The sequence below is a fragment of the Altererythrobacter aquiaggeris genome, from assembly GCF_037154015.1.
GTDB classification, from domain to species: domain Bacteria; phylum Pseudomonadota; class Alphaproteobacteria; order Sphingomonadales; family Sphingomonadaceae; genus Aestuarierythrobacter; species Aestuarierythrobacter aquiaggeris.
Map to the genome: position 1 here is coordinate 865,731 of NZ_JBANRL010000001.1, position 13,445 is coordinate 879,175.

Consider the following 13,445-nt stretch of genomic DNA (forward strand, 5'->3'; position numbering starts at 1 on the left):
ACTAACAAATTTACTAGCTCATAACCTTTGCCCGCTACGCGCAATGCGTGAGCGACGAAAACCCAGAATTGCCGATGCTGCCGAAGCGGATGCCGGTGATGGCTGTGCTTGGCCTGTTTGAATCGGACAGCGGTGACTGGTCGCGCCTTCGCGGGCTGCAATATGCCCATCTGTCGGAGGTTACGCTGATCCGCGTCGGTGCTCACGCATTATCCGCATTGCTCGTGATCAGCCTGTATTTCGGCAAAGTGCCGCACCTTGCGCTGCTGGGCTGGATCGCGGCACTGGCAGGCACACTGTATTACTCCGCCAGGTTCGAGCAGAGCTTTGCCGATAACGAGAAGCGCAAAATCACTGTTGCGGAGGTCCGGTCGCAGGGCACAGGAGCGGCGCTGACGGGAGCCGTGTGGGCGCTGGCCATGGTGCTGTTTCCGCAATACGCCGGGCCGATCGAACAACTGACTGTCTGGACCATTGTGGCCAGTCTGATCACCGGTTCGGCACTGCTGCTGGCCGCGGCTCCGGTTGTCACCATACCGTTCCTGCTGCTCACCGGCATACCGGCCTGCATCGCCGCTTTGCTAGGCGGGGCTTACGAACTGGCGATAACCATTGCCGTGTTTATCATCGTGGTCATTTACGGCACGATCGAGAGTGCGCGCAGCTATCTCGCAGCCCGCATTGCCGAAGCCGGAATGGTCGAAAAAGACGAGGTGGTGTCGCTACTTTTGCGCGAATTCGAGGAAAACGAAGCTGACTGGCTGTGGCAGGTGGACCCCTCGCGCCGGGTGCGCTCCGTCAGTCCGCGTTTTGCATATGCGCTGGGTCATTCCCCTGAAGCGATCGAAGGCAAACCTTTCCTCGAACTTATCGCCGGTGCAGCCTGGGAAACGGGACAGTTCCCGCCAAGTCTGCATGATCTGGCAGAACGGCTCAAACGGCGCGAAAATTTTTCGGCATTGTTGGTCAAGGTCAATATCGGCAAGGCGCAGCGTTGGTGGGAGCTTTCGGGCACGCAAATGCTGGACGAGCACGGCAAGTTCATCGGTTTCCGCGGAGTCGGCTCCGATGTGACCGAACAGCGCGAATCGTCGGAAAAGATCGCCTGGCTGGCGCGCTATGACACGCTTACCGGGCTGCCAAACCGGTTAATGGTAACCGAAGCGCTGGGCGATGCGATGAAATATGCCTCGCAGTGGCGCACCCGCTGCGCATTTCTGATGATCGATCTGGACCGGTTCAAGGCAGTCAACGATTCGCTCGGCCACCTTGTCGGCGACCGGCTGCTGGCACAGGTGTCCAGCCGTCTGAAAGCCACCATGAGCGAAAACGAACTTTGCGGCCGATTGGGAGGCGACGAATTTGCCATCGTCATCCGTGACGCGTCGGAATCGGGGATCGTGCGCCGGGTTGCCACAACAGCCATCGAAGCACTTTCAAAGCCGTACGAAGTCGATAATCACACGCTGTATATCGGGGCGAGTGTCGGTTCGGCAGCCGGACCGCGCGATGGTTCGACTGTGGAAGAATTGATGCGCAATGCCGATCTTGCGCTTTACCGCGCGAAAGACGAGGGCGGCGGCGAGCATTGGTCTTACGAGCCATCGCTGCACGCCACAGCGGAGGAACGGCGCCAGCTTGAATTTTCGCTTCGCCATGCGCTCGATCGCGGCGAGTTGGAGCTTGCCTATCAACCGGTTGTCGATGCCAATGAAGAAACGCTGGTAAGCTTCGAAGCGCTGCTGCGCTGGAACAGCCCGGAACACGGCATTGTCAGCCCCGGCAAGTTCATTCCGATCGCCGAAGACACGCGTCTGATCGTCCCCATTGGCGCATGGGTGATCCACCGTGCCTGCGAGGAAGCGGTCCATTGGCCGCAGGATATGCGGATCGCAGTGAATGTGTCGGGTGAACAGCTGCTCGAACCGGAATTCCCTGCGATTGTCGTGGCGGCCCTTTCGAACAGCGGTCTGCCTGCTCACAGGCTGGAGATCGAGGTTACCGAAAGTATTTTCCTGCGGGATGCGGCTGGCGCCCGGTCCGCACTGGAAAAAATCATGGAGCTGGGCTGCTCGGTCGCGCTTGACGATTTCGGTACCGGCTATTCCTCGCTCGGATATATCCGCAAATTACGCTTTTCCACGATCAAGGTGGATCGCAGCTTCGTGCAAGGCGCGGCCAATGGCCATGCCGAAAGCCTGGCCATTATCCGCGCGGTGGTGGCAATGGCCGACAGTCTTGAAATGTCGACGACAGCAGAAGGGGTTGAAACTGCGGAGGAAGCCGAACTTATCCGCAATCTGGGCTGCAGCAAAATCCAGGGTTATTATTTTGGCAGGCCAATGCCATCGGCAGAGGCTCGTCAGCTGTTTATCACCGAGGCGATGAAACGGGCCTGACCGGTAGTGCCCGCGTCAGGCAGAGGCCAGCGCCCGCATTGCACTTTCGAACAACGCCTTACCGCCGGTGCCGCCATGCGCGGTTTCGATCGCGCGTTCGGGATGCGGCATCATTCCCAGCACATTGCCCGCCTTGTTCAGCAGTCCGGCGATCTCGCGTGACGAACCGTTTACGGCATCGGTATACCGAAACGCTACACGGCCTTCACCCTCGATGCGGTCCAGCACGGCATCATCGGCAAAGAAATTGCCATCGTGATGCGCGACCGGAATGGTGATCCGCTGCCCGGCGTGATACCGCGACGTGAACAGCGACGAGGCGTTTTCGACAATCAGCTGCGCATCGCGGCAAACAAAATTGATGCCTTCATTCCGCATCAGCGCCCCGGGCAGAAGCCCGCTTTCGGTCAGAATCTGGAAACCGTTGCACACGCCAAGAACGGGCACGCCCCGCTCCGCCGCCTTGATAACCGAGCGCATGATCGGACTGCGCGATGCCATGGCACCCGAACGCAGGTAATCGCCATATGAAAATCCGCCGGGCAGAGCGATGAAATCAAGGCCGCCGGGCAAATCGGCATCGCCGTGCCAGACACGCACCGGCGCGGTACCGGAAACCTGTTCGATGGCAACCGCCATATCCCGGTCGCAATTGGACCCCGGAAAAGTGATGACCGCAGTTTTGAAAGCCATCAGGCGTTCTCCGATACCTTTTCGATCCGGTAATTTTCGATGACAGTGTTTGCCAGCAACTTGCGGCACATATCGTCCAGCTGCGCGTCGCTTGTACTGTCAGCAACATCCAGTTCGATCAGACGGCCGATCCGGACATCTTCGATACCGCCGAAACCAAGACCCTCGAGCGCGTGGTGCACTGCGCGGCCTTGCGGATCGAGCACCCCGGGTTTCAAGCTGACATGGACACTTATTTTCATGGCATCGGCCTCTGCAATTACCCGGGCGCGGAATGGATTAAGTTTCTATGCGCGCAGCCTATGCCGCCAGTGCCCGAAAGGTGCAAGCTGTGCGGGGCCTGTTATCATCCGCGACTTGGTGTAACCTTAGCCGGGTTAAGGGCCCCGGTGCTGGATGCGCATACAGGGCGCGCATACAGGCCGCCTGGGCCTGCGTAGGAGCTATACGAATGATCGCGACTGAAAAGTTCACCTTTACCGGTTCCGGAGGGCACGTTCTGGATGGCCGGCTGGAATTGCCGCGATACGGATCTGCGCGGGCGGCTGCGCTGTTCGCGCATTGCTTCACATGCGGAAAACAGAGCCGCGCCGCCACGCGCATTGCCGCAGCATTGGCCAAACAGGGCATCGCTGTCTTGCGGTTCGATTTTACCGGGCTTGGCAACAGCGAAGGCGATTTTGCCAATGCAGGATTTGTGTCCAACGTCGAGGATTTGACCGCTGCGGCGGCGGCCATGCGCGCGCGCGGTTTGGCGCCTTCGCTGCTCATCGGTCACAGTCTGGGCGGGGCCGCGGTCATCGCCGCTGCCAGCCGTATCCCCGAAAGCACGGCCGTGGTCACGCTGGGCGCTCCGTTTGATAGCGCGCATGTGTTTCACCACTTCGGAGACGGGGTTGCGCGCATCGAAGCCGAAGGGGAGGCCGATGTTTCGATCGCCGGCCGCAGTTTCAGAGTGGCCAGAGCATTTCTGGAACAAGGCAGAAACCAGCCGCAGGCGCAGCGGCTGGCGGATCTGGACCGCGCCTTGCTGGTGATGCATTCGCCCACCGATGATGTGGTGGGGATCGATAATGCGAGCAGCATCTTTCTGGCCGCCAAACATCCCAAAAGCTTCGTTGCGCTGGATGGTGCCGACCATCTGCTGACAACGGCCGGCGCAGCGGAATATGCTGCTTCCATAATCACGGCATGGGCGGAACGCTATTTACCCGATCAGGCCGACGTGGGCACCGCGCCCGCCGAAGGAATTGTCACCGTCGAGACTGCGGCGGGAAAATTCGCGCAAAGTGTGCGGACGGCGCACCATACCTTTATTTCGGACGAACCCGAAAGCTACGGCGGAAATGATGATGGACCTGCGCCCTACGATCTGCTGCTGGCCGCGCTGGGCACCTGCACATCGATGACAATCAAGATGTATGCGGACCGCAAGAATATCCCGCTCGATGCCGTGACCGTCGAACTGGAACATTCGCGCAATCACCAGCAGGATTGTCTGGACTGCGATCAGGGCGGCGGACAAATCCAGGCAATTGACCGCACGATAGGCTTGCGCGGAAACCTGACCGCAGACCAGCGAAGCAGGTTAATCGAAATCGCCGACAAATGTCCGGTCCACCGCACATTGGAAGGGGAATTGCACATTCACACCACATCCGCGGAATAGAACTGTCATTTCGCCTCGGGCAGGGTCAGGATTTCCAGCGCCTGTTCGATTGCGATATAACGCGCCGCCATCTGTCTGATATCCTCCGGCGTAATCGTTTCCAGCAGGCCGCGCTGCAACAGAAACCTGTCCCTTGTGTCGGGCTGGCTCTGGGCCAGATCGACCAGCGACATCCAGCCACTGTTCGACTTGAGCGCATTATCGTAATTTTCGATCATCGGACGGCGCGCGCGTTCCAGCGTGTCGTCACTTATGGCCTCACGGCGCAATTTTTCCACGACAGCTGCCATTGCCTCGCGCGCGGCAGCGACATCCGCGACATCGATCGATGCTGAAACGGCAAAGGTACCATATCCTTCATAGGTGCCGCTCGACCGGTTGCTGGCGCCGGGCGAATAGGCCTGGCCCAAAACTTCGCGCAAGCTGTCGGTCAGCTGTAAACGCATCACGCGTTCGAGCACTTCCAATTCCAGAACTTCCTTCAGATCGCTATCATCGCGGGTGGGCCAGGTCAGATAAAGCAGCGCCTGATCAGCCTCGCCGGCATGGCGCAGGATGCGCTGCGAACGGTCCTGCGTGAAACTGCGCTGGCGCCGGTCGTCATAGGGACGAAAATCGATCTCGCGCGCGGGCAGCGCGCCGAGCGTTTTGGCGGCCAGTTCGATCATTTCGTCTTCATCGAAATCACCGACAACCGACAATTCCATCGCGCCGTTGTCCAGCCGCCCTTCGATTGCCGCGCGCAGTCTGGCGAAACTCAAAGCGCGGTAATCATCCAGTGGTTGCAGCGTGAAACGCGGATCGTTGTCGGACACGATCCCGCCCAGCGCATTGCGCATTGCGGAGCCGGGTGTCGCATTGAGATTGGCAAAGAAATTCGCGATGTTGCGGCGATATTGCACTTCACCCTGCTCGCGGTAGCCGGGATCGGTTATCGCGGCAGCCAGCAGCCGCATTTGCAGGTCCAGATCGCGTTTCGTCGTGCCGCCGCCGATCAGGAAGGTCTCGCTGGCTGCGCCGATCGACCAGCCCACGCTGCGTCCTGCAAGAATGCTCTGCAATTCATCTTCGGAATGTTTCCCCAGGCCGCCAACCGCCAGACTGCCAGTCAGCGCGGTTGCCAGCGGTGCGTCTTTGGTATCGAGCATCGTGCCGCCATCGATATGAAGCCGAAAACTGATCCTGTCGGCCTGCAAGTCGGTGCGCTTCAGATTGAGCTTCAGTCCGTTGGTAAAGGTCAGCATCCGAATGCCGAGCCTGCTGTCGGTTTCGTCCGTCACCGCGCGCCCCGGGGTCCCGAAGCCGGTGTAGCCGAATTCCGCAATTGCCGCTTCGGGGGCTGTTACGGCAGGCTTGGCGAGCGCCTCCCGCCAGGCCAGTCGCAGCGCATCCGCACCGCCCTCCGGCGCGAGCCTGCCATAAAATCGGATCAGCGGATCGTCGAGGGTTACCGCGTGCCGTTTCAACGCCGCAAGCACTGTTTGCGGATTCACATCGGCGGCCGCATTTTCAAATCTGATCTGGCCGCTTTCGGGGGTGGTGGGAATAATCCCCTCGTCAAGCATTCGCAAAACGGCCTCCGCAAATACGCCGTGCGAGCGTGTCGGCGCCCCGGACACACCGTTTTCGACCTGCGTCCGGATCGCCGAAAGCTGCTCGGTAACCTCATCCTGCGTGAAGCCGCCCGTCAGCGCGCGGTTCCAGATCTCGACCGCTTTACGGAATGCCGTATCCCACTCGCCATCACCCGCATCGACGATCAGATTGGTCGTGCGCCCTTCGTCAAAAATATCTCCCGTGCCGAAACCGGCACCGCGGAAAGGCGCATTGTCCCCCCGCGCTGCGCGCTGGAAACGGCGATTGACGATGGCATATCCGACCCGTTCCAGCAGCCTTTCTTTCCGCGCGGCGACAGTGTCGGGTTCTTCGATCCACGCACCGATCCGCGATGCGGTAACCCGTTCCGAAAGTGACGGGTCAAGATATATATCGGTTACGCCCGCCCGGGCGGTGTCGATGGGGCCGGCCAGCGGCGTGGTTGGCAGCGGCGCCGGGGCCCAGCTTGCGAAATGTTTTTCAATCGCAGCCTTTACTTCCGCAGGTTCGAAATCCCCCACCACAACAAGCGCCGTATTGGCGGGCACATATTCACGTTCGTAGAACACGCGCAGATTTTCGCCATTGGCCTTGGCCAGCGTATCTGCCGTGCCGATGGGCAAGCGGTCACTATACCGGGCATCCGGGGTCAGGAACTTCATCCGGTCAACCGTTTCTTTAAGGCCGTAAGTTGTGCGGTCGCGCAATTCGGACAAGATAATTCCGCGCTCACGCTCGACCGCCTCATCGGCAATGATGAGCTCGCTCGCCGTTTCGCGCATCAGCATCAGCGCGGTATCCAGCAATGCGGGGTCATTGCGCGGCAAATCGAGCTTATAAAGCGTTTGTTCAAACCCGGTCGATGCATTGGTATCTGCGCCAAACGCCAGCCCTTCGCGTTCGAGCAGCTTGATCATCTCGCCTTCAGGCACCCGGCTCGATCCGTTGAAGGCCATATGTTCGACGAAATGCGCATAGCCGCGTTCGGCATCGGTTTCGGATAGTGAGCCCGAATCCACGGCCATACGCACCAGCGCGGTGCCTTCGGGCGTAGAATTCTGGCGGATTGCATAGCGCATTCCATTGGGCAGCGTGCCCAGTACATAAGCCGGATCAAGCGGAATATCGGTTTGTTCGATCCCCCAGACGGCGGCTGGCGGCAGTGCGGCAGACTGCATCGTTTCGGGCGCCGAGACCGATGCGCAGCCAGCCAGCGCGAGTGACGCAAGTCCGATGAAAATCCGCAACGCTCTCTCCGCAAATCAAGCAAGAAAATATAATATGGTGCAGTCGTCGAATACAGGCACTGACTTGGGCCTGGATAAAGACGCCTGCACAGACACTGACCCAAACATGGGCAGTGGCAATCGCGCAAGCCGAATTTTGTGTTTTCTCAACCCTGCCGCTTTATAGCGGCCGGATGGACAACCAGCCATCCACATCATTTGCAGCGGGGCTTGGGGGGGTCTGCCGGATTGTTGCCGGACTGATTGCCTTTGCGGCCTTTTATGCGGCCGCTAACCGGTTCCAGCTGGTTAATACGGTCTTGTACCGCGCTGCTGCCGATGACTGGGAAAACGCACTGTGGAATTTTGGCGTATTGGCCATCCAGGCCTTTGCATTACTGGCCGCTATCATGTTTCTGCCGCGCCGCTGGTTCCTTGTCGCGGCGAGCATCGCGCTGGTTTCGATCACGCTGAACATCGGGTTTGGCCAAGCCGCCGGTGCTCCGCTGGACGCTGCCGAACTGGGCTGGATGCTTGGCGAAATACGGCAAGCGGGGGCAGCCGCAGGCGAATTTGCGGGCGCGTTGGTGAAGACGGCTGCGCAAGTGGTGGCAGCTGCCGCGCTTCTGGCGATTTCCCGAACATTGCTGGCAAGGCCCGCTACGCGGCGATCGCTACCTGTGCTGGCGCTTGTGATTTTGCCCAGTCTGCTGATAAATTACCCGCAAGCTGCGGAAAGAAACACATACACATTCCTTGCCCGGCTGGTGCTGGCCGAGCCGCCGCCGGAGCGCGCCGCGGTAAAACTGGTGCCGGACACGGCAGATGCCCCGCTGCATATCGTCTGGATAATGGATGAAAGCATTGCTGCTGAGCCGTTCAAGCGGCTGATTTTGCCCGCGCTCTCCGGTATGGGCGTGACCGATTTCGGAACGGCGGCATCAATGGGGTTTTGCAGTGCACCATCCAACGTGGCCCTGCGTTCCGGGGTCGATGTGCGCGGCGCTGGTCCGCAGATGGACTTGCGAACGACGCCGTCGGTCTGGGGATATGCGCGCCGTTCAGGGTACCGGACGATCATGCTGGATGGTCAGGTCAACGGAAGCCCGCAAAATCTGTTGCTGGGCCCCGAACTGGCTCTGATCGACGAATATCGCGGTGTCGCCGGCGATCTGGATACCGATGATGTGATTGCCGCCATGCTGAACAAGCAGATGCACAGCGCCGAAAAGACCTTCACTTACGCCTTGCTGCGCGGAGTCCACTTCCAGTACCAGAGCCACTATCCGGCCGGCGCGATTCCAGCCCAAAGCAGCAAACGCGACCATTACGAGGCTGCGCTCCGATATTCGAAACGGGATTTCTTCGATATCCTGCTCGACGGGGTCGATCGCAGCAAAGTTGCGGTGGCCTATTTATCCGATCACGGCCAGAACCTGGCTGAAGGGCAACTGGCGCATTGCTCGAGCGATCCGGTGAAAGACGAATTCCGGATCCCGCTGATTGCCTTTCTGCCTGATACGCTGCGCGCGAAATACGCCGCATCGCCTGCGGGAGGCCGCAGTTCAAGCCAGCTTTTTCCCGCCACTTTGGCATGGATGGGATATGACGCGGGTCTGGTTGCAAAGCGGTATGACAATGACCTCGACCGGCCAACTGCGCGCTATGTCTGGTTTGGACGCAGCGTGACGCCGCTGAGTACCGGCGACCCGATCGAAGTGACTGCGGGGCAGAGTTTTCCGGGTAAGGGCCGGTGAGGCTGGATCTGGTTTACAACCCGGCCTCGGGCGGTTTCCGGCAGGAAAATCTCGATCAGCTGATCGCCGCGTTTAAAAACTTTGACTGGACGATCACGCCGATCGCGACGCGACCGGACGGCGTCACCTTGTCGCACAACTGCCAGTTGGTTTGTGTCCACGGCGGTGACGGTGCGTTGCGGCAGACAGTTCGCGCGCTGGGCCAGCGCGCCGGCAAGGTGCCGCTGTGCGTATCGCCTGCCGGAACCATCAACCTGGTAGCGCGCGAATTGGGCTATCACGCCGATCCCGACAAATTTGCGGTCCAGATTGCCGCAGCATGGGCGCGCGGACCGCTTAGCTGGGCAGCGTCACCGCTGTTCGAATTTGCGCAAATGCCGGTGCTGGCCTGCCTCTCCATCGGCCCTGACAGCGTCGCGGTAGCGCGCGTTTCCGGTGCGCTGAAGGCTAAAATCGGTCGCTACGCCTATGTGGTCTCGGCGCTGAAACTGCTGCTCCGCTGGCCGCAGGACCCCATGCCGGTAAAGGCACAGGGCCTCGATGGCCGGATATTCGAAACTTCGGCTGAGGCGGTTTTTGCGGCACGGGGCAAATATTACGCAGGGCCGTTTTGCCTGTCACCCAAGGCGCGTCTGACGAATCCGACGCTTGAGCTGGTGATTATAGAACGCAGCACCCGGCTGGCTTGCCTCAGGTTCGTGCTGGCGGTGCTTTCAGGCCGTGATCCCGCAGCGCACGGCATCGCAAAAACCTACACCGTCAAATGGGCGGAAATCGGCGATGGCGATCTGCCTACTCAGGTTGACGGCGACCAGGTGCCGCCGGTGATGGGCCGGATAGCGCCAAGCGGACTGATTGTCCGGTATTGCGTCTAGGAGTCTATTTGCTTTTGCCGCGTAATTTCCCGCGGTGGGCGCTAAGGTCGAACACCTCGCCCGGACCGCCATCGTCATTTTGCAGCAAGCCAAGCCTGCGCGCGACTTCCTGATAAGCGTCCTCGACACCGCCCAGATCACGGCGGAAGCGGTCCTTGTCCAGTTTTTCTCCCGTCGTCATATCCCACAGGCGGCAGCCGTCGGGGCTGATCTCGTCAGCCAGAATCACGCGGCTGTAATCACCGTCAAACACGCGGCCAAATTCAAGTTTGAAATCAACCAGGCGGATGTTGATGGCCGAGAACATCCCCACCATGAAATCATTGATCCGGATCGCCATGGAGGAAATGTCCTGCATTTCCTCATTATTGGCCCAGCCGAAACAGGCGATATGTTCTTCCGCAATCAGCGGATCGCCCAGCGCGTCGTCCTTGTAATAATACTCGATCAGCGTGTGCGGCAGCGCCTCACCCTCCTCGATACCCAGACGTTTGCTGATCGACCCTGCTGCGACATTGCGCACGACGACCTCGATAGGGATAATCTCAGCCTGACGGACCAGTTGTTCGCGCATATTCAGACGGCGGATGAAGTGGGTGGGAATGCCAATGTGCGACAGGCGCGTGAAAACATATTCGCTGATGCGGTTGTTGATCACGCCCTTGCCGTTGATCGTGCCCTTTTTCTGGGCATTGAAAGCGGTCGCGTCGTCTTTGAAATACTGGATGATCGTGCCCGGTTCGGGGCCTTCATACAAAATCTTGGCCTTGCCTTCGTAAATCTGGCGGCGACGGGACATCGGGAATTCCTTGCGATGAAAAAACCGCGCCCCGGCTGACGAAACCATGGTTTCGCGGCAGTGCCGGGGCGCTGCGCGCAGCTATATCTCGGGGCATCGATTCTGGCAATCTTGCCCTAGTGGACGGATCGCCCGATATCTGCCGCCGCATCAGGCTGCGAATTTTCGCGCAAGGTGTCGATCAGTTTGCCCAGCGTTGCGCGCTGGACCAGAACCGAAAACAGCACCGCTGCGAATGTTGCGGCCACCAGCAGATCGCGTGTTTCATTAGCGGGCAGCGACAGAACCAGCGCGATGGAAATACCGCCGCGCAGACCGCCCCACCATAGGACGCGCCCCGCGCCCTTGGTATCCAGCCGCGCAGCCGGCACGACCTTGGTCATCGCACCAACCGCGGCAGCCCGCGCTGCCAGCGTGATCACGATAGCCGCCACGGCCAGCACAATGTGCGGGATACCGGGCACCAGCACGATGAGTTCCAACCCGATCAGCAGGAACAGAACCGAATTGAGCAATTCGTCGACCAATTCCCAGAATTTGACTACGTAATCCTGCGTCACGTCGCTCATCGCGGTGTTCATACCGTGATTTCCGATCAGCAACCCCGCAACCGCCATCGCGAGCGGGCCGGATATATGAAGATAGGTACACAGCGCGTACCCGCCCATCACAATCGCCAGTGTTATCAGCACTTCGAGCGCATATTCATCCATGCTGCCCAGTGCCTTGAAGCCAAGCCAACCGAATATCAGGCCGACAAGCACGCCGCCGCCCGCCTCGATGGTGAACAACCGCGCGCCCTCGGAAACGGAAAAGTCGGCACCCGAAATTGCCGCACCCAGCAATATGGTGAAAATGACGATACCGACACCGTCGTTAAACAGGCTTTCACCGGCGACCGCAGATTGCAGCGAGAGCGGGACGTTCTCTTCCTTCAGCACGCCCAGAACCGAAACCGGATCGGTGGGCGAGATCAGCGCGCCGAACACGAAATACCAGATCGGCAATATCGGCAGGCCAAGCATCAAGCCCACGCCCCACATGGCCAGGCCGACCAGAACGGTTGAGATAATCACCCCGACCGTGGATAGCAGCAGGACCGGCAGCCAGTCGGCTTTCAACCGGTCCAGATCGACATGCAAAGCGCCCGCAAACAGCAGGAAGCTGAGCATCCCTTGCAGCAGCGTGTCGGTGAAATTCATCTGTTCGAGCAGCTGCGCGACATCATTGTCGAGCGTAATGCCCGGGATGAAGGCATCGGCAACAAGCAGTCCGATTGCCGCCAGTGCGCCCATGACAGTCAGGCCGATCACATGGGGCAATTTGATGAACTGATGGTTGAACCAGCCCAGCACGGCGGCCGCGACCACCAGCATAGCGGCAATATCGAAGGCATTAAGGCTTTGGGTTTCATGCATCGCATGGGTGTAGCCAGCCAAGCGCGCGGCGTGAAGTGCCGCGTTTGCCGGAAACGAACCTTGCTTGCAAAATCATGCGGCTGCGCTTTAGTGCGAGGCGATGCCGGAACCGCGCCTATACCATTACGCCCATTCGGGCCTGAATATTGCGTCGGAACTTGAACTGCCGGAGTGGGACGTCTTCGCTGCCAAGGTGCACGGTGATCCCGATATTTCGTTTCACATAGATCACGGGCTTTCGCCAACCGGGCTTGCTCCCCACGAACCGGTGATTTCGGGCAGCCGTCTCATATTCGATGATGACGACGCCGGAACATACGCAGCGGATGCCGGGCGCAAATTGCTGATAGCGCCAAAGCCCGAAGCATCAAGCCGCGAAATCCGCCTGTTTGCGCTTGGGTCCGGCTGGGGCGCGCTGGGCTATCAGCGCGGCCTTCAAATGCTTCACGCCAGCGCAGTAATGGGCCCGCAAGGCGCCGTTATGTTTGCGGGTGAGGCGGGGGCAGGAAAATCGACCCTTGCGGCGGCAATGGGTGATCGGGGACACGCCTGCCTGGCGGACGACCTTAGCCGCGTGGACACCGATGCAGAACGCGCACAGATATGGCCGTCGGCCGCGCGGATGAAATTATGGGACGGCGCGATCGACGCTTTAGGCTGGTCAGACAAGGCGATGGAACAGGATCATTTCCGCGACCGGAAATTCCATTTCAGGTTTGAGACCGCGCCGCCGCGCGCACCGGTATCGCTGCACGCGTGCTATGTTGCAGAATGGGGTCCGCCGGCCATAATCCGCCTGACGGGTGGGCAGGCTGTGCAGGCCCTGTTGCAATCGACAATGTACCGCTCACAGTTCCTGAGATCGCTTGGCAGATTAGGGCACTACACCGTTGAAATCGCTAATCTGGCTTCAAAAATCGAGGTCTATCGACTGTCACGCCCACGTGATTTTTCCGCGCTTGATGACAGTTGCGTGATGCTCGAAGATCACTGGTCGCCATAGCTCTGGCTCC

The 13,445-nt window shown here is 59.7% G+C and carries 10 protein-coding genes; 5 read left to right on the forward strand and 5 right to left on the reverse strand.

The window, feature by feature from the left end; all coding sequences use genetic code 11:
- Nucleotides 1-98: 98 nt before the first annotated feature.
- Complete coding sequence (locus WFP06_RS04170; protein ID WP_336987621.1) at nucleotides 99-2,399, forward strand: putative bifunctional diguanylate cyclase/phosphodiesterase; 2,301 nt, start codon at nucleotides 99-101, stop codon at nucleotides 2,397-2,399.
- A gap of 15 nt (nucleotides 2,400-2,414) precedes the next feature.
- On the opposite strand, the gene purQ is transcribed toward WFP06_RS04170, so the two are convergent.
- Together purQ and purS are read right to left on the reverse strand one after the other, a co-directional pair.
- A complete protein-coding gene (purQ, locus tag WFP06_RS04175; protein ID WP_336985985.1) occupies nucleotides 2,415-3,092 on the reverse strand; it encodes a phosphoribosylformylglycinamidine synthase subunit PurQ in 678 nt (225 codons plus the stop codon).
- On the reverse strand, nucleotides 3,092-3,334 hold the full coding sequence (gene purS, locus WFP06_RS04180; RefSeq protein WP_336985986.1) for a phosphoribosylformylglycinamidine synthase subunit PurS: 243 nt from the start codon (nucleotides 3,332-3,334) through the stop codon (nucleotides 3,092-3,094). The genes purQ and purS overlap by 1 nt, the downstream gene beginning before the upstream one ends.
- A 209-nt stretch (nucleotides 3,335-3,543) precedes the next feature.
- Between purS and WFP06_RS04185 the strand changes: the two genes are divergently transcribed.
- Nucleotides 3,544-4,761, forward strand: coding sequence for a bifunctional alpha/beta hydrolase/OsmC family protein (locus tag WFP06_RS04185; RefSeq protein ID WP_336985987.1), 1,218 nt, complete (start codon nucleotides 3,544-3,546; stop codon nucleotides 4,759-4,761).
- Between the two features lie 5 nt (nucleotides 4,762-4,766).
- On the opposite strand, the gene WFP06_RS04190 is transcribed toward WFP06_RS04185, so the two are convergent.
- Nucleotides 4,767-7,604, reverse strand: a complete 2,838-nt coding sequence (locus WFP06_RS04190; RefSeq protein ID WP_336985988.1) for a M16 family metallopeptidase — start codon at nucleotides 7,602-7,604, stop codon at nucleotides 4,767-4,769.
- A gap of 113 nt (nucleotides 7,605-7,717) precedes the next feature.
- On the opposite strand from WFP06_RS04190, the gene WFP06_RS04195 reads away from it, so the two are divergent.
- Both WFP06_RS04195 and WFP06_RS04200 read left to right on the forward strand, forming a co-directional pair.
- Nucleotides 7,718-9,340 carry a sulfatase-like hydrolase/transferase gene (locus WFP06_RS04195; protein WP_336985989.1) on the forward strand — a complete coding sequence of 541 codons (1,623 nt, stop codon included), beginning with the start codon at nucleotides 7,718-7,720 and terminating at the stop codon, nucleotides 9,338-9,340.
- The gene (locus WFP06_RS04200; RefSeq protein ID WP_336985990.1) at nucleotides 9,337-10,215 is read left to right on the forward strand and encodes a diacylglycerol/lipid kinase family protein; all 879 of its coding nucleotides are present in this window, start codon (nucleotides 9,337-9,339) and stop codon (nucleotides 10,213-10,215) included. Before WFP06_RS04195 ends, WFP06_RS04200 begins: the two co-directional genes overlap by 4 nt.
- Nucleotides 10,216-10,219: 4 nt before the next feature.
- Here WFP06_RS04200 and purC read toward each other — a convergent pair whose 3' ends face one another.
- On the reverse strand, nucleotides 10,220-11,014 hold the full coding sequence (gene purC, locus WFP06_RS04205) for a phosphoribosylaminoimidazolesuccinocarboxamide synthase (protein WP_336985991.1): 795 nt from the start codon (nucleotides 11,012-11,014) through the stop codon (nucleotides 10,220-10,222).
- Nucleotides 11,015-11,130: 116 nt separating this feature from the next.
- A complete protein-coding gene (locus tag WFP06_RS04210) occupies nucleotides 11,131-12,432 on the reverse strand; it encodes a cation:proton antiporter (protein WP_336985992.1) in 1,302 nt (433 codons plus the stop codon).
- Nucleotides 12,433-12,532: 100 nt separating this feature from the next.
- Here WFP06_RS04210 and WFP06_RS04215 point away from each other — a divergent pair, with 100 nt between their 5' ends.
- Nucleotides 12,533-13,435, forward strand: coding sequence for a phosphoenolpyruvate carboxykinase (ATP) (locus WFP06_RS04215; protein ID WP_336985993.1), 903 nt, complete (start codon nucleotides 12,533-12,535; stop codon nucleotides 13,433-13,435).
- Nucleotides 13,436-13,445: the final 10 nt, after the last annotated feature.